General features: G+C 67.7%; 16 protein-coding genes. 5 read left to right on the forward strand and 11 right to left on the reverse strand.

All coding sequences use genetic code 11. From position 1 onward, the window contains the following. Positions 1 to 99: 99 nt before the first annotated feature. Positions 100 to 930, reverse strand: coding sequence for a tRNA (adenine-N1)-methyltransferase (locus IEW22_RS05275; RefSeq protein WP_188585557.1), 831 nt, complete (start codon positions 928 to 930; stop codon positions 100 to 102). Between the two features lie 52 nt (positions 931 to 982). Between IEW22_RS05275 and IEW22_RS05280 the strand changes: the two genes are divergently transcribed. The 3 genes from IEW22_RS05280 (at position 983) to IEW22_RS05290 (ending at position 3,573) form a co-directional block, all read left to right on the forward strand. Continuing rightward, entirely contained in the window at positions 983 to 1,852 is an 870-nt protein-coding gene (locus IEW22_RS05280) for a RecB family exonuclease (protein WP_373284129.1), read from the forward strand. Further along, entirely contained in the window at positions 1,852 to 2,682 is an 831-nt protein-coding gene (locus IEW22_RS05285) for a thioesterase family protein (RefSeq protein ID WP_188585664.1), read from the forward strand. The genes IEW22_RS05280 and IEW22_RS05285 overlap by 1 nt, the downstream gene beginning before the upstream one ends. A gap of 102 nt (positions 2,683 to 2,784) precedes the next feature. Further along, positions 2,785 to 3,573: an HAD-IIB family hydrolase gene (locus tag IEW22_RS05290; RefSeq protein ID WP_188585558.1), complete on the forward strand. Its 789-nt coding sequence runs from the start codon at positions 2,785 to 2,787 to the stop codon at positions 3,571 to 3,573. Positions 3,574 to 3,694: 121 nt separating this feature from the next. Here the strand turns inward: IEW22_RS05290 and hisG are convergent, their stop codons facing one another. From hisG to metH, 4 genes are all read right to left on the reverse strand, one after another. Continuing rightward, positions 3,695 to 4,540: an ATP phosphoribosyltransferase gene (hisG, locus tag IEW22_RS05295; RefSeq protein ID WP_188585559.1), complete on the reverse strand. Its 846-nt coding sequence runs from the start codon at positions 4,538 to 4,540 to the stop codon at positions 3,695 to 3,697. A 118-nt stretch (positions 4,541 to 4,658) separates the two neighbouring features. After that, a complete protein-coding gene (locus tag IEW22_RS05300) occupies positions 4,659 to 4,922 on the reverse strand; it encodes a phosphoribosyl-ATP diphosphatase (protein ID WP_188585560.1) in 264 nt (87 codons plus the stop codon). Beyond that, a complete protein-coding gene (locus IEW22_RS05305; RefSeq protein ID WP_373284130.1) occupies positions 4,906 to 5,631 on the reverse strand; it encodes an HAD family hydrolase in 726 nt (241 codons plus the stop codon). The genes IEW22_RS05300 and IEW22_RS05305 overlap by 17 nt, the downstream gene beginning before the upstream one ends. Before the next feature lie 111 nt (positions 5,632 to 5,742). Continuing rightward, on the reverse strand, positions 5,743 to 9,351 hold the full coding sequence (gene metH, locus IEW22_RS05310; protein WP_188585561.1) for a methionine synthase: 3,609 nt from the start codon (positions 9,349 to 9,351) through the stop codon (positions 5,743 to 5,745). A 243-nt stretch (positions 9,352 to 9,594) separates the two neighbouring features. Here metH and IEW22_RS05315 point away from each other — a divergent pair, with 243 nt between their 5' ends. Next, entirely contained in the window at positions 9,595 to 10,419 is an 825-nt protein-coding gene (locus tag IEW22_RS05315) for a PAC2 family protein (protein WP_373284134.1), read from the forward strand. A 39-nt stretch (positions 10,420 to 10,458) separates the two neighbouring features. Here the strand turns inward: IEW22_RS05315 and IEW22_RS05320 are convergent, their stop codons facing one another. The 6 genes from IEW22_RS05320 to IEW22_RS05345 form a co-directional block, all read right to left on the reverse strand. Next, entirely contained in the window at positions 10,459 to 10,767 is a 309-nt protein-coding gene (locus IEW22_RS05320) for a hypothetical protein (RefSeq protein ID WP_188585563.1), read from the reverse strand. 99 nt (positions 10,768 to 10,866) lie between these two features. After that, positions 10,867 to 12,108 carry a cysteine--1-D-myo-inosityl 2-amino-2-deoxy-alpha-D-glucopyranoside ligase gene (mshC, locus tag IEW22_RS05325; RefSeq protein WP_188585564.1) on the reverse strand — a complete coding sequence of 414 codons (1,242 nt, stop codon included), beginning with the start codon at positions 12,106 to 12,108 and terminating at the stop codon, positions 10,867 to 10,869. 91 nt (positions 12,109 to 12,199) lie between these two features. Continuing rightward, positions 12,200 to 13,060 carry an SCO1664 family protein gene (locus IEW22_RS05330; protein ID WP_373284131.1) on the reverse strand — a complete coding sequence of 287 codons (861 nt, stop codon included), beginning with the start codon at positions 13,058 to 13,060 and terminating at the stop codon, positions 12,200 to 12,202. Continuing rightward, positions 13,057 to 13,818, reverse strand: a complete 762-nt coding sequence (locus IEW22_RS05335; RefSeq protein ID WP_188585565.1) for a DUF3090 domain-containing protein — start codon at positions 13,816 to 13,818, stop codon at positions 13,057 to 13,059. Before IEW22_RS05335 ends, IEW22_RS05330 begins: the two co-directional genes overlap by 4 nt. A gap of 27 nt (positions 13,819 to 13,845) precedes the next feature. Beyond that, a complete protein-coding gene (locus tag IEW22_RS05340; RefSeq protein ID WP_188585566.1) occupies positions 13,846 to 14,613 on the reverse strand; it encodes an MSMEG_4193 family putative phosphomutase in 768 nt (255 codons plus the stop codon). A gap of 25 nt (positions 14,614 to 14,638) precedes the next feature. Beyond that, positions 14,639 to 15,481 (reverse strand): undecaprenyl-diphosphate phosphatase, encoded by an 843-nt coding sequence (locus IEW22_RS05345; RefSeq protein ID WP_188585567.1) that lies wholly within the window; start codon positions 15,479 to 15,481, stop codon positions 14,639 to 14,641. Positions 15,482 to 15,538: 57 nt separating this feature from the next. Here IEW22_RS05345 and IEW22_RS05350 point away from each other — a divergent pair, with 57 nt between their 5' ends. Then, positions 15,539 to 16,660 carry a YncE family protein gene (locus IEW22_RS05350; protein WP_188585568.1) on the forward strand — a complete coding sequence of 374 codons (1,122 nt, stop codon included), beginning with the start codon at positions 15,539 to 15,541 and terminating at the stop codon, positions 16,658 to 16,660. The last annotated feature ends 164 nt before the right edge of the window (positions 16,661 to 16,824 follow it).

Consider the following 16,824-nt stretch of genomic DNA (forward strand, 5'->3'; position numbering starts at 1 on the left):
CAAGGGTGTTGAGTGAGTGTTAATTGTGTGTCACCGAAACGGTCGCGTGCCGGCAATCTCCCGTTGACACGCAGGGCGTGTCGCGTCGGCAGGCGGAGCTCAGCCGCGGGAGGGCCGGCGGTGCGGGCGAAGCGGTGTGACGCCGTCGGCCAGTCGTCGGGCGCTGACCAGAAATGCTGTGTGACCTTGCATGTTGTGCTGCGGGCGAACCGCGAGCCCCACCACATGCCAGTCGCGGACCATCGATTCCCACGACCGCGGTTCGGTCCAGCAGCCCTGTTCGCGCAGGGCTTCGACGAAGCGGGAGAGCTGTGTGACGGTTGCGACGTAGGTGATCAGGACTCCGCCTGGTTTTATCGCGCGCGCGACCGACTCCAGCGGCGCCCACGGCTCGGCCATGTCGAGGATCACGCGGTCGACGCTCGCGCGGGCGTCGTAGTCGGCGAGGTCGGCGACCTCGATCTCCCAGTTGTCGGGATGGCCGCCGAAGAACGTCTCGACGTTCCGCCGGGCGTATTCGGCATGGTCGTCGCGCACCTCGTAGGAGATGACGCGGCCGGCCGGGCCCACCGCGCGCAGCAGCGAACAGGTGAGCGCTCCCGATCCGGCACCGGCCTCCAAGACGGTGGCGCCGGGGAAGACGTCGCCCTCGGCGACGATCTGCGCGGAGTCCTTGGGGTAGATCACCGCGGCACCGCGCGGCATCGACAGCACGTAGTCGGTGAGCAGCGGCCGCAGCGCGAGGTATTCGGTGCCCGAGGTGGCGGCCACCATCGTGCCCTCGTCCGCGCCGATCAGGTCGTCGTGGGCGATGGCACCGCGGTGGGTGTGGAAGAGCTTGTGCGCTTCGAGGTGGACAGTGAACTTCCGTCCCTTGGCATCGGTGAGCTGGACCCGGTCACCGACCTCGAACGGTCCGCTGTCTGCCATGTCGCGTGTCCTCCTACGCCGGTTGTCGCATGCCAGGCATACCCTGCCAGGTGTGAGTACCCGTATCGACACGCGGCCCACCTCGATCCCCGAGATGGCGGCTGCGGGAGAATCCGGACAGCCGCGACGGTCGACCCCGGCACTGTCGCCCTCGCGGGCATCGGATTTCAAGCAGTGCCCGTTGCTCTATCGGTTCCGCGCGATCGACCGCCTGGAGGAGGAACCGACCACCGCACAGGTGCGCGGGACCCTCGTGCACGCGGCACTGGAGAACCTGTTCGACCTCGACGCACAGTTGCGCACCCATGACACCGCGATCGATCTCGTCGACGGCGCGTGGGAGGCGATCTGTGTGCAGGATCCGTCGCTGCGAGCGCTCGCCGGCGAGGATGTGACCGGATTCCTCGACAGTGCGCACGCGCTGATCACCACCTACTTCCGGATGGAGAACCCGCAGGGTTTCGATCCCGAATCATGTGAGCTGCACGTGGAACTCGATCTCGACGGGGTCGCGCTGCGGGGGTTCATCGACCGCCTCGACGTCGCGCCGACGGGAGAGATCCGCGTGGTCGACTACAAGACCGGTCGCTCCCCCGGACCGCTGTTCGAGGTGAAGGCGCTGTTTCAGATGAAGTTCTACGCGCTGGCGATCTGGCGGCTGCGCGGTGAGGTGCCCGCGCGGTTGCAACTGATGTACCTCGCCGACGGACAACAACTGCACTACACACCCGACGTCGAGGAACTCCAACGGTTCTCACGCACACTCACCGCGATCTGGTCGGCGATCCTGGAGGCCGGACGTACCGGCGATTTCCGGCCGAAGCGTTCGGCGATGTGTTCCTACTGCGACCACAAGGCGTTGTGCCCGGAGTTCGGCGGTACGCCGCCGCCGTATCCGGGATGGCCGGGAGGGCAGGCGTGATGGCATCGGACGGCTACTTCGTCCCGGCCGGCCGGGACGGCGAGTTCGAACTGTTCGACCCGACCGAACACACCCTGAGCGTGTGGAGCCCGGACATGCAGCACGGCGGACCGCCGAGCGGGCTGCTCACATGGGCGATGGAGCAGCTCGACCCGGCTGTTGACGCGACCACGCCGAGCCACCAGATCACGCGGGTCGTGGTGGACATCCTCGGTGCGATCCCCTTGACGCAGAACCGGGTCCGCGCCTACGTCACCCGACCGGGCCGTCAGATCTCGCTGGTCGGAGCGGAACTGCAGGCGCAGGGTCCCGACGGCGACTTCCGCACGGTCGCGCGGGCCTCGGCGTGGCGGATCCGGCATGCCGACACCGCCGCGCTGGTCGCCGACAGCCGTGCGGGTCTGGCTCCCCGGGAGGCCTCGCCGGACACGACGGGACGGCTCGGTGTGGACTGGGACCGGGTGGGGTTCATCGGAACCCTCGACATCTCGGTGGTCGAATCGCCCACCGGAGGCACACCCGCGGCGTGGTTACGTCCCCGCCTGGATCTGATCGCCGGACGTGAGACCACCACGCTGTCGCAGATGATGGTGGCCGCCGACGTGGCCAATGGTCTGGGCACACGTCTGAATCCACGCGAGTGGACGTGGATGAACACCGATCTCGATGTCCACCTCCGCCGGGCGCCGCATGGCGAGTGGTTGGGTATCGACGCCGAACTCTTCACCGGCACAACTGGTTTCGGCGCGACCTTTGGTGACTTCTACGACGAGAGCGGATTCCTCGGCCGGTCGGCGCAGACAGTATTGCTCGGGCCGGTGCCGCGCTGAGAGGGCCGGCCATGCCGGTCATCTCGCTCGCATGCGCGATCGGATCGCACTGACGATAGTATTCGGCGCGACGGTCGGCAGGACGCGAGAAGGGTGAGGTATATGGGAGTGGTTTCGGCTGGCAAGAGCTACCAGCTGGTGATGTTCGATCTCGACGACACGCTGGCCCCCTCGAAGAGTCCGATGTCTGCGGAGATGGCAGACCTGTTCCGCCGGCTGCTGCACACCTCGATGGCCGCCATCATCTCCGGCGGCAACTACCAGCAGTTCTCCGCGCAGGTCCTCGACCAGCTCGGCGAGTTCGACGATCTCTCCCGGCTGCACCTGCTGCCCACCAACGGCACCCAGTACGTTCGTCACGGCGACGAGGGGTGGGAGGTGGTCTACGCCGAGAACCTCACCGATGACCAGAAGCAGCGCGCCATGGACGTCCTGGAGACCGGCGCCAAGGAGCTCGGACTCTGGGAGACCGAGACCTGGGGACCTGTCCTCGAGGACCGCGGCAGTCAGATCACCTTCTCGGCGCTGGGCCAGAAGGCCCCGGTGGAGGCCAAGAGCGCATGGGATCCGGACAACTCCAAGAAGGAGAAGCTGCGCGCCTACGCCGCCGAGCGGCTGCCCGACCTCGAGGTCCGCAGCGGCGGCTCGACATCGGTCGACGTCACCAAGAAGGGTGTCGACAAGGCCTACGGCACGCGCAAGCTCATGGAAATCCTCGATCTGACCACCGACGACATCCTCTACTTCGGTGACCGCCTCGACCCCGGCGGCAACGACCACCCCGTGCTGGAACTGGGCATCGACTGCGTCGCGGTCAAGGGGTGGCAGGACACCTACGCCCGGCTGACCGCCGTCCTCGACGAGACCGACTCGGCGCGCCCCAACCACTGACGCACCGACCACTGAAGACCGAGCGCTGAAGACCGAGCACTGGGCACCGACCGCTCAGCACCGGGCGCCGACCGATGAACACCGCGCCCACCGGTCGGCGCGCGTCAGAAGCGGGTCGAAGTCAGAAGCGGCAGGACCGGATGTCGGAGGCGAGGATGGCCTTGGCGCCGAGTTCGGCGAGTTCGTCCATCAGGCTCTGGTGCCCCTTACGCGGCACCATCGCCCGCACCGCCACCCAGTTCTCGTCGGCCATCGGTGCGACGGTCGGCGACTCCAGGCCCGGGGTCAGTGCCACCGCCTGGTCGAGCAGATCACGCCGGCAGTCGTAGTCGATCATCACGTACTGCTGGCCGAGCACCACGCCCTGCACCCGCGCCACGAATTTCCTTGCCGCCTTGGACAGTTCGCCATCGCCGCGCGAGATGAGCACCGCTTCGGACTCGCACAGCGCAGGCCCGAAGGCGGCCAGTCCGTGCTGGCGCAGCGTGCGCCCGGAACTCACCACGTCGGCGATCGCATCGGCCACCCCGAGCTGGATGGAGATCTCGACGGCGCCGTCGAGCCGGATGATCTGGGCGTCGATACCGCGCCGCGCGAGATCGTCATGTACGAGGTTGGCGTAGGAGGTGGCGATTCGCTTGCCCTCGAGTGATTCGAGGGTCCAGTCGTCGCCGACCGGGGCGGCATAACGGAAGGTCGACGGCCCGAAGCCCAAGGTGAGCGCTTCGCTCACCGGAGCTCCCGAGTCCAGTGCCAGGTCGCGGCCGGTGATGCCGAGATCGAGTTCACCGGAACCGACGTAGATGGCGATGTCCTTGGGACGGAGAAAGAAGAACTCGACGTCGTTAGACGGGTCGAGCACGGTGAGATCCTTGGAGTCCGACCGGCGGCGGTAGCCCGCCTCGGACAGGATCGATGCGGCGGACTCGCTCAGCGAGCCCTTGTTGGGGACTGCGACACGCAGCATGGTGAGGTTCCTCGGTGGTCGTGCACGGTGGTCGTGCTCGAAGGTGATGGGGGTGGCAACGTGAGCGCCCGTCGCGGGCGCGCACCGACGTCGGGCGCTCGGCGAGTCTCGCCGCGCCCTACAGATGTCGGTAGACGTCGGCCAGGGTGAGGCCCCGTTTGACCATCATCACCTGCAGCCAGTAGAGCAGCTGCGAGATCTCCTCGGACAACGCGTCGTCGGACTCGTGTTCGGCGGCGAGCCACACTTCGCCGGCCTCTTCGATGATCTTCTTGCCGAGCGTGTGTACGCCGGAGTCGAGCGCTGCGACGGTGCCACTGCCCTCGGGCCGGGTCGCCGCCCTCTCGGTGAGTTCGGCGAACAGGTCATCGAATGTCTTCACGAGTCCCCTCTTCACGAGTGTTCAGTGTCTCACGTGCGCTACGCCAGGCCACCGCCAGGTCGTCGACCGTCGTCGACTCGAGAGTGGTGGCGAAGGTGCGGCCCGGGCCGTCGGGGACGTCCGCGTCGGCCGAGGGCACCACCAGCGTCGGGCAGCCGGCGGCGGTCGCCGACGCGGTTCCGGTGGGTGAATCCTCCACCGCCAGGCACATCCGTGGCGCGATGCCCAGCGCCGCTGCGGCGGTCAGGTACAGATCGGGTGCCGGTTTGCCGTCGGGGACCTCGTCGCCGCACACGGTGAACGCAAACCGGTCGCGTCCGATCGTCCCCATCGCGTGCTCGGCGAGCGGACGGTCGGTGTTGGTCACCAGCGCGATCGGGATCTCGGCGTCGGCGAGAGCATCGAGTACATCGCGGGCACCCGGTCGCCACGGGATCCCTTGGTCGAACAGCTCGGCCACCCGCGAGGTCAGCCACACGGAGTCGGTCGGGTAGTCACGGTCGGCCGGCGCCACGCCCGCCGCGACGTAGATCTTCGTGAGGGCGCCGGTCATCGAGTTGCCGAGGGTGGACTTGCGCAGCTCCTCGGTCATCGTGATGCCCTGGCGTTCGGAGAACTCCGCCATCGCGACATCCCAGAGGACCTCCGAGTCGAGGATCGTCCCGTCCATGTCCCACAGCACTGCCAGCGGCTTATCGGTCACGTCCACCCATGTTTCCCTGTGCGACCCCCTGAGACCAAACCGGTGACCACACCGGCGACCACCACCGGGACCAGATGCGCTCAGACGTTGACGTACCGCTCAGACGTTGAATATCGCTCAGACGTTAAAGTATTTGGCCTCGGGGTGGTGCAGCACGAAGGCATCGGTCGACTGCTCGGGATGCAGCTGCAGTTCCTCGGACAGCTCGACCCCGATACGTCCCGGTTCGAGCAGTTCGATCATCTTCGCGCGGTCCTCGAGGTTCGGGCAGGCCCCGTAGCCGAATGAGTATCGGGCACCGCGGTATTCGAGGTCGAAGAAGCCCTGTGCGTTGTCGGGGTCCTCGGCATCCATGCCGCGGTCACCGAACCGCAGCTCCGACCGGATGCGCTGATGCCAGTGTTCGGCGAGGGCCTCGGTCAGCTGCACGCCGATGCCGTGGACCTCGAGATAGTCGCGGTAGGCGTTCTCGGCGAACAGTTCGTTGGCGAAGTCGGCGATCGGCTCACCCATGGTGACCAGCTGGAACGGCAGTACGTCGACGGTGCCGGTGGCGATGGCGTCCTCGCGTGAGCGGATGAAGTCGGCGATGCACAGGAACCGCGGCCGCTGCTGACGTGGGAACTCGAAGGAGAACCGCACCGGCGCGTCGGCGCGGGGCTCGGTGAGCACGTCCACGCGGTCGCCGACGGAGACCGCTGGGAAGTACCCGTAGACGACTGCGGCGTGGGCGAGGATGCCCTTGGTGGCCAGCCGGTCGATCCACTCACGCAGGCGCGGGCGACCCTCCGTCTCGACCAGATCCTCATAGGACGGTCCGTCGCCGCCGCGGACACCGCGCAGACCCCACTGGCCCATGAACAGTGCGCGCTCGTCGAGGAGACCGAGGTAGTCGGCAACCGGGATGCCCCGCACGATCCGGGTTCCCCAGAACGGTGGGGTCGGGATGTCGTTGTCGGCGGCCACATCCGAACGTGCCGGGATCTCGACGGGCGTCTCGGCGGCCTTGCGCTTGGCGGCGATGCGCACCGAACGCTCGTGTCGCGCCTTGCGTTCGGCGGCCTTCTTCGCCGCGGCGATCGAGTCGGCGCTCTCGGGCACCGACCCGCCGCCACGCTTGAGTGCCATGATGTCGTCCATCAGGCGCAGACCCTCGAACGCGTCGCGCGCATAGTGCACATGGCCCTCGTAGGTATCGGACAGGTCGTTCTCCACGTACGTGCGCGTGAGTGCGGCGCCGCCGAGCAGGACCGGGTAACGCTGCGCCAGCCCGCGGGAGTTGATCTCCTCGAGGTTCTCCTTCATCACCACGGTGGACTTCACCAGCAGTCCCGACATGCCGATCACGTCGGCGCGCTTGTCCTCGGCCGCTTCGAGGATCGCGGTGATCGGCTGCTTGATGCCGATGTTGATGACCTCGTAGCCGTTGTTGCTCAAGATGATGTCGACGAGGTTCTTGCCGATGTCGTGGACATCGCCCTTGACCGTGGCAAGCACGATCCGGCCCTTGCCGTCCTCGTCGGTGGCCTCCATGTGAGGCTCGAGATGTGCCACCGCGGTCTTCATCACCTCGGCGGACTGCAGCACGAACGGCAGCTGCATCTGCCCCGAGCCGAACAACTCGCCGACGGTCTTCATCCCCGACAGCAGCGTCTCGTTGATGATCTCCAGCGGCGGTTTGTGCGTCATCGCCTCGTCGAGGTCGGCCTCGAGACCGTCCCGTTCGCCGTCGACGATGCGACGTTCGAGCCGCTCGAACAGGGGCAGCTTGGCCAGTTCCTGTGCGCGCGATTCGCGCGCCGAGGCAGCCGAGACCCCCTCGAACAATTCCATGAGTCTCTGCAGCGGGTCGTAGTCCTCGCGACCCTGCGACTGCAGACCCGCGGTGCCGCGGCGGTCATAGATCAGGTCGAGTGCGACCTCGCGCTGCTCGTCGGGAATCTTGGTCATGGGCAGGATCTTCGACGCGTGCACGATCGCGGTGTCGAGTCCCACGGCCACACACTCGTGCAGGAAGACCGAGTTGAGCACCTGCCGCGCAGCAGGGTTCAGCCCGAAGGACACGTTGGAGATGCCGAGGGTGAAGTGGACCTGCGGGTGGGCGTCCTTGATCCGCCGGATCGCCTCGATGGTCTCGATGCCGTCGCGGCGGACCTCCTCCTGACCGGTGGAGATCGGAAAGGTCAGGGCGTCGATGATGATGTCCTCGTCGGACAGACCCCAGTTATCGGTGATGTCGGCGATCAGTCGTTCGGCGACGCGCACCTTCCACTCGGCGGTGCGTGCCTGACCGTCCTCGTCGATGGTCAGCGCGACCACCGCGGCCCCGTGCTCGGTCACCAGCCGCATGATCTTCTGGAAGCGCGAGTCCGGGCCGTCGCCGTCCTCGTAGTTGACCGAGTTGACCGCGCAGCGTCCGCCCAGCGACTGCAGACCGGCCTCGATCACCGCCGGTTCGGTCGAGTCGATCATGATCGGCAGTGTGGTGTTGGTGGCGAAACGCGAGGCCAGCGCGGTCATGTCCGCGGCGCCGTCGCGCCCCACATAGTCGACGTTCAGGTCGAGCATGTGCGCGCCGTCGCGGGTCTGGTCTTTGGCGATGTCGAGGCAGCGCTGGTAGTCCTCGGCGAGCATCGCCTCGCGGAAGGCCTTGGACCCGTTGGAGTTGGTCCGCTCACCGATCATCAGGACACTGGCGTCCTGGTCGAAGGGCACCGCGGTGTAGAGCGAGGAGACCTCTGCCTGATGCGACGGGTTGCGGCGCGGCGGCCGCTTGCCCGAGACCGCCTCGGCGACCTGCCGGATGTGTTCGGGGGTGGTGCCGCAGCAGCCGCCGACCAGTGACAGACCGAATTCGTCGACGAAACCGTCGAGTGCGGCGGCCAGCTCGTCGGGCTGCAGCGGGTATTCGGCGCCGTTGGGGCCGAGTTGCGGCAGTCCGGCGTTGGGCATCACCGACACCGGCACACGAGCGTGTTTGCTCAGGTACCGCAGGTGTTCGCTCATCTCGGCGGGCCCGGTGGCGCAGTTGAGTCCGATCATGTCGACGCCCAGGGGTTCGATCGCGGCCAGAGCCGCGCCGATCTCCGAACCCAGCAGCATCGTCCCGGTGGTCTCCACGGTGACGTGGGAGATGATCGGGATCCACCGGCCCAGCGCCTGCATGGCATGCCTGGCACCGACCACGGCCGCCTTCACCTGCAGCAGGTCCTGGGAGGTCTCCACCAGGATCGCGTCGGCGCCGGCCTCCACCATGCCCAGAGCAGACTCCCGATAGGCGTCGCGGATCACCGCGAAGCTGGTGTGGCCGAGGCTGGGCAGTTTGGTCCCCGGGCCCATCGACCCGAGCACCATGCGGGGGATGCCGTCGGATGCGGGCCCGAGTGAGTCGGCGGTCTCCCGCGCGATCGCGGTGCCCTTGCGGGACAACTCTCGGATTCGATCAGCGATGTCGTAATCCCCGAGGTTGGACAGGTTGCAGCCGAAGGTGTTGGTCTCCACGGCGTCGGCGCCGGCCTCGAAGTAGGCGCGGTGGATGGCGGCGAGGACGTCGGGACGGGTGTCGTTGAGGATCTCGTTGCACCCCTCGAGACCGCGAAAATCGTCGAGGGTCAGGTCCGCTGCCTGCAACATCGTGCCCATCGCGCCGTCGCCGACGACGACGCGGGAGGTCATCGCGTCCAGCAACGGTGAGTCATAGGTGTGCGCGGTCGGCGGTACGGGCATACCCCAAGCGTAAATTGCTCTCGCCGAAACTCTGATGTCGGGCCGCGTCAACTGGGCATATGCGTCCTGACAGAGGTGCACGACGCGGGTTGGCGAGCGCTCGGACCGCGGGCGGTCGAGCCGATGCGGATGCCGGGAGGCTCGCGCGATGCCCGAGGTGCACACAGGACGCACTTTCGGTCGTAGGCTGGATCGGTGGACTCTGAGCGAATCGCCAATCTTCCCGAGCTCCGGGACCCGATCATGGTCGCTGCGTTCGAAGGATGGAACGACGCCGCCGACGCGGCCAGCGGAGCGGTCGAGCACCTGGCACTGACGTGGGATTCGGTTCCACTGGTCGACCTCGACTCCGACGACTACTACGACTTCCAGGTCAACCGTCCGACGATCAAGCAGATCGACGGCGTCACGCGTCGTATCGAATGGCCGACGACCTCACTGTCGCACTGTCGCCCGCCCGGCGCCGAGCGTGACATCGTGCTGTTGCGCGGGATCGAACCGAACATGCGCTGGCGGGGGTTCTGCCAGGACATCATCGACGTGGTCACCGAACTCGGGGTGCGCAGCGTGGTGATTCTCGGAGCGCTGCTCGCCGATGCTCCCCACACCCGGCCGGTGCCGGTGACCGGCGCCGCCTACAGTGCCGAGTCCGCGCGCACCTTCAACCTCGAGGAGAGCCGCTACGAGGGGCCGACCGGGATCACCGGGGTGCTCCAGGACATGCTGGTTCGCGCGGGCATCCCGGCCGTGTCGTTCTGGGCGGCGGTCCCCCATTACGTCTCGTCGCCGCCCAACCCGAAGGCTTCGGTGGCCCTGCTCGGCCGGGTCGAGGAGTTCCTCGATATCGAGGTTCCGCTCGGCGACATGCCCGATCAGGCCGACGAGTGGGAACGTACGGTCACCGAGATGACCGAGGACGACGAAGAGGTCGCCGAATACGTGCGCGGGCTTGAGGAGCGTGGCGACGCCGAGACCAATCTCGAGGCGATGTCGAAGATCGACGGTGACGCGTTGGCGGCAGAGTTCGAGCGCTACCTGCGCCGACGCGGTCGGGGATCGTTCGGCTGAGTCCTCGCCGGACAGGTTCGTCGGATCAGGGCCGACCGGTCAGCCGATCCGTTCGATCGATACGACCGGTGTGGTGATCCGCCAGGTGCGGATGTCGGGGTCGTCGGCCGCACGCACCCAGAACTGTGCGGACTCCCCCACTCGACACGATTTCACGCCGAGCAGCGGGATGTCCTCGGAGTCGCGGCGCAGCGCACTCACCGACCACGAGCTGTCCCCCGCGTGCCCGACACCCGGCGCGCGCAACAGCGTCATCTCCTCGAAGTCCAGCAGGTAGGTCGACGTGCGGGTGACCACAGTCCACACACCCTCGGAGGTGGCGGGATCCAACTCATCGATGCGCGACACACGAGAACTGTACTGTGCGTGCGACGTTGGGGCGACAGAGGTGGCCGCGACAGAGGTGGCCCCGGCGCAGGTGGCCCTGGCGCGAGATCTGCGCCGCACTCAGCGCAGGTCGATCCCGAGCAGCGCGTCGACCGCCGCGGTCATCTGTGCCGGCGCGTCGGTATCCGAGCCGAGTCCGGTGTGCACGTCGGCCGCCCATCCGTCGACGGCCGCGAGCGCCTTGGGCGTGTCGAGGTCGTCGGCGAGGTGTTCGCGCAGCCGTGCGATCACCGGACCCGCGTCGGGTCCGCGGGTCGCGGCCGCCGCGGCGCGCCAGCGGTCCAGACGCGCCGCCGCCTCGGTGAGCAGGTCGTCGGTCCACATCCGGTCGGTGCGGTAGTGCCCGGAGAACACGGCCAGCCGAATCGCACCCGGATGAACCTGTGCGGCAACGAGTTTGGACACGAAGACCAGGTTGCCCAGGCTCTTGGACATCTTCTCGCCGTCGAGACCGATCATGCCGGTGTGCACATAGTGTTTGGCGAAGCGCCGCTGTCCCGTCAGTGCTTCGGCGTGAGCCGCGGAGAACTCGTGATGCGGGAAGATCAGATCACATCCGCCGCCCTGGACGTCGAAACCCATCCCCAGCCGGTTGAGCGCGATCGCCGCGCACTCGACATGCCAGCCCGGACGGCCTGGACCGTTGGGTGAGTCCCACGACGGTTCGCCCTCGCGCGCCGCACGCCACAGCAGCGGGTCGAGCGGATCGCGTTTGCCGGGGCGGTCGGGATCGCCGCCGCGCTCGGCGAAGAACTTCGCCATCGTGGGCAGGTCGTAGCCCGATTCGTAGCCGAACTGCTCGGTGGCGTCGGTGCGGTAGTAGATGTCGGGGTATTCGGGGTCGTCGACGATGTAGGCCGCACCCGAGGCCAGCAGCTTGTCGACGAATTCGATGACCTCGTCGACCGATTCGACGGCTCCGATGTAGTGCTGCGGTGGCAGGACGCGTAGTGCGGTCATGTCCGACCGGAACAGGTCGGTCTCGCGCGCGCCGAGGTCGCGCCAGTCGATGCCGTCGCGGTCGGCTCGTTCGAAGAGCGGGTCGTCGACGTCGGTGACGTTCTGGACGTAGACCACGTCGTGGCCCAGGTCGCGCCAGATCCGGTTCACCAGATCGAAGGTCAGATAGGTCGCGGCGTGGCCGAGATGGGTTGCGTCATAAGGAGTTATGCCGCATACGTACATACCCGCGGTACCGCCGGGCGTCACCGGCAGCACCTGGCGGGCGGATGTGTCGTAGAGGCGCAGCGTCGGACCGGAACCCTCGAGAACGGGAACCGCGGGCTCAGACCACGAGTGCATGACTACACCCTAGAAGCCTGTGGCGCGCGTGCGGGTGACGGGTCGGTGTGCACCCTCACAACCGGGCACGGGATCACAACCGGGCACGAGATCAGAACACGGGCGATGGGATCGGGCGGCCGCGATCGGGTGTCGGCATGACCGGTGCGGCGATCAGTGACCGGGCACGCGCGATGAGTGCGGCGATCTCCTCGGCGCTGATCAGCTCCGAGAGCCGCGTTCGCAGTCCTGATGCCGGTGATGTGAGCCCCGACAGCAGGGTCTCCACGTCGCCGAGCAGATGCGGCGGGACGGGTTCGCCCGCCCAGCCCCACAGCACTGTGCGCAGCTTGTTCTCCTGATGCAGGCAGATGCCGTGGTCGACGCCGTAGACGCCGCCGTCGACGCTCTCGAGCACATGGCCGCCCTTGCGGTCGGCATTGTTGATCAGCACGTCGAGAACGGCGAGCCGGAGCAGGCGAGGATCGTCGGCGTGGACGAGGATGACCTCGTCGCCGGCGCCGTCGGTGGCCTCGAGAATCGGCTTCCACCCGGCCGGGATCATCTCCGGCGGCACCACGTCGACCAGATCGAGCCGTGGCTGCCCCGGTGTGGCGCTCGCGGGGTCGACGTCGACCGTGTCGACCCACCGCTGGACCATGCCCGGACCCAGGTCGCCCCCGCGCAGGACCGTGGTGGGGATCGCGTCCCAGCCCAGCGCCGAGGAGATCTCGTACGAGCTCACCTCACGCCCGGCGAGGGTGCCCGTCGGGAAGTCCCACAACGGGACCTCGCCCCGTACGGGTTTGTAGACCGCGCGCAGCCGCGTGTCGCGGTGTGCCAGCTCGCACACGAGCGTCGCATTGCTCGCGGTGCGGATCCGACCGAGGATCTCCATGGACCCCTGCTCGAGCGTCGTCCGGACGTCGTCGGGATCGGCCACGGTTCCGAACTCGACCGGATCGGCGCTCACTGCAGCGGCCCCTCGCCGGGATCGTCGTCGGACTCGGAATTCGTGGATTCGGGGTTCTCCCCTGCCGATCCCTCTCCGGTCGCCTCTTCCTCGAGGGAGTCCTCCTCGGCCGGTGGTGTGTCCTCGGCGAGTGGTGTGTCGTCGGGATCGTCGGCTGCCGCGTCGAGGAGGCCGGGGTCGATGAAGTCGAGGGACTTGTCGAATTCCACCCCGCGCTTGTACCCGTTGGTGCGTGCACAGATGTGTCCGGCGGGGTCGAGTGGCTGCCCGCAGAGCGGACACGGCTCGCGGCCCGCCGAGATCACCCGCGAGGAGCGTTCGGCGAACTCACGGGCGGCGGCGGTGGTGAGGAAGACCCGTACCGCGTCGGGTCCCTCCTCGGTGTCGTCGAGGACCACCGACTCGTCGAATTCGCCCTCGGTGATGGCGAGCAGCTCCACCACCACGGCCTCGGATTCGGCATCCCAGCCCAGACCCATCGTCCCGACCCGGAACTCGGCGTCGACGGGCATGATCAGCGGACTCAGGTCGACGCGTTCGGCATCCTCGGGCAGCGGGGTGCCGAATCTGCGGTGGATCTCCTCGAGCAGTGCGTCGATGCGGTCGGCGAGGATCTGCACCTGCTGTTTCTCCAACATGACGCTGATCACGCGTTTGTCGTGCACAGCCTGCAGATAGAAGGTCCGATCGCCGGGTTGTCCGACGGTGCCGGCGATGAATCGATCAGGGCTGCGGAAGACGTGTATTGCTCGTGCCATCGTCCTCCTCCTTCCCCTGTTGTCCCATTATCGGTGCGTGTGGGCGGTTGTCATCTGCCCCGGTCGGTTCGGTGGTGTGGGGTCCTGGCCGGTGGATCCGCCGACGACCGCGTCGTCGCCGGTCACCGGTGATTCGGCCGCGCCCGGCGCCCCGGCCTGCGGTGGCCGCGGGATCGGCACGGCCGGCCGGGCGCCGACGCAGTTGACGGTATGTACATACGGTCGTGTGTCGCTGTAGCGGATCACCGTGATCGAGGCGGGCTCGACCACGATCCGCTGGAACGAGTCCAGATGCATGCCCATGGCGTCGGCGACCACTGCCTTGATCACGTCACCGTGCGAGCAGGCGATCCACAGGCCATCTCGGTTCGGTCCGGCCAGCGCGGCGTCGTGGCCACGGATGGCGGCCACCGCGCGGCGTGCCACGTCGGCCAGGCCCTCGCCGCCGGGAAAGATCGCCGCCGACGGCTGTTGCTGGACAGTCCGCCACATCGGCTCGGACATGAGGTCAGAGATCGTGCGACCTGTCCACGCACCGTAGTCCACCTCGGCCAGTGCGTCGTCGACGATCTCGGGCACGTCCAGCCGCGACCGCAGCGGCGCCATCGTCTGCGCGCACCGCAGCAGCGGGGAGCGCACGATCGCGGCGATGTCGGTGAGCTCGCCGAGTCTGTCGAGGAGGCCGTCGGCTTGGGCGCGACCCTTGTCGTCGAGTTCGACACCCACCGAGCGACCGGCGAGGACCCCGGACGTGTTCGCGGTGGAACGCCCATGTCGAACGAGGATGACAGTCACGTGACCACCATAGGCACACCGTGCATCAGGTCGCGCTGATCACGCCGGCGCTGAGCAGTCCGATGACGGCCAATCCGAGCAGTACGCGGTAGCCCACGAACCAATTCAGTGAGTGGCGCGAGACGAATTGCAGCAGCCAGGCGATCGATCCGTATCCGAGTACGAACGCCACCACCGTGGCGACCAGTATCTGAGGGCCGCTGGCTTGCACCCCCTCACCCGACGGCGAAAACGCGTCGGGGAGGCTGAACAGGCCGGAGGCGAGCACTGCGGGGATCGCCAGCAGAAACGAAAACCGCACTGCCGTCTCGCGTTTGAGTCCGAGGAACAGACCCGCGCTCGACGTCGCGCCGGATCGGGACACGCCGGGGATCAGCGCGAAACACTGCGACAAGCCCATCACCACACCATCGCGCAGGGTCAGCTGCGCCATCGACCGGCGCTGAGTGCCCACCTTCTCGGCGAGCCAGATGACCCCGGAGAACAGGATGAGCATGATTGCCACCAGCCAGAGATTCCTTGCGCCGGTGCGGATCTGGTCGCGCAGGAGATAACCGATCACGCCGATCGGGATGGTGGCGAAGATGACGTACCACCCCACCCGGTAGTCGAGTCCCCGCTCGGCCGGGTTGGCAAGACCCACGAACCACGCCTTCACGATGCGTGCGATGTCCTTGGCGAAGTACACCAACACCGCGGCCTCGGTACCCAACTGGGTCACCGCGGTGAACGAGGCGCCCGCATCGTCGTCGAACCACAACGCCGACACGATGCGCAGATGCGCCGACGAGGAGATCGGGAGGAATTCGGTCAGCCCCTGAACGGCTCCGAGAACAACAGCTTGGGCCCACGTCATGGAGTCGCTCACGCCGGGACATGTTACTGACAACGGTGTCGGTTCTGCGCAGGGGCGAGCACCGTCGGCGTGGCAGCCCGCCCGAACGGCGCCGACACCGCATCAGACAAGATGGACCCCATGCGTGTCGAAGCCGCCGGCCCCCAACCCCGTCCGTCGACCCGGCGTCGGCGGATTCGCGGGGCCTCGCTTGTCGCTGCGGCGGTGGCGGCGCTGGTGGTGGTGAGCGGCTGCTCGAACTCGTCGTCGACCGATCGCTCGAAGCTGGCGACCACGGTCCCGATGACCCCGGTGGCCGCGTCGGCGACCGCAGAGCAGCCGGCGGGACGAGTGATCTCGGCACCGGATGCCGGTACCGCCATGGCCATCGACTCCGACCGCCGTGTGCTGGCGGTGCTGGCGACCAATCGCACCGATGTCGAGGTGTACCGGCTCGACGACGCCGGCGTACCCCAGCTGCCACCGACCACGATCACGCTGCCGGTACCTGCCGCGGCGCTGGGCGGCTTCTCCGACGGTGTGCTGCTGGCGGTGGGGCCGCGGTCGCTGATGTCGATCGACGCCGTCGCCGGGAAGGTGGCGACCCGCCAGATCGACGCCGGCGACCCGCTGTCGGTCGCGCGTCGCGGTGACGACGTGCTGGTCGGGACCTCCGACGGCCGCGTACAGGTGGTCGGTGCCCGCACAGTGGACGTGATCGACGGATTCGTGCGGGTCGACGCGATCGCGGTCGCCTCCGACGGGCAGACGATGGTCCTGGATCGGGCGCAGTCCTCGGCCACCGAACTCGACGTCGACAAACGCTCGCTCGGCCCGGCGCAACGCGTCGGCAACGGGGGTACCGAGATGTCGGTGGACCACGTCAACCGGTTCCTGATCTCCAACACCCGCGACGACCAGTTCATCGTGATCGCCGGGCATCCGCCGATCATGCAGATGCGATATCCGGTGTCGGGCGGACCGTACGCCGTAGACTACGACGACACCCGTGACCTGGCATGGGTCGTCAGTACCGGGAACTCCACCGCCCAGGCGTTCGACCTCAAGACCGGAATACCCGAGGAGCGGCACAGGTTCGCAACTGTCGGGCAGGCCGACTCGATGGCGGTCGATCAGCGCACCGGGACGGTCTACCTGCTCTCGGCGCGAGGTGAGGGGCTGCAGGTGGTGTCCCCGACTGCCTGGCGATGATCGCGGCGCGCCCTGACACCGACGGATATGCCGGCGGTGACCGGCGGGCAGCGACATCGGCTGACACGTTCGCCCCGGGAGCGCCCGGAGCGATGGTGACCACCTCACCGGCGGTGGGCAGATGCCCGGCGCACGGCCGACACGGCGTTGTCGGCCGCGACGCG

Source organism: Gordonia jinhuaensis (assembly GCF_014639795.1).
GTDB classification, from domain to species: domain Bacteria; phylum Actinomycetota; class Actinomycetes; order Mycobacteriales; family Mycobacteriaceae; genus Gordonia_B; species Gordonia_B jinhuaensis.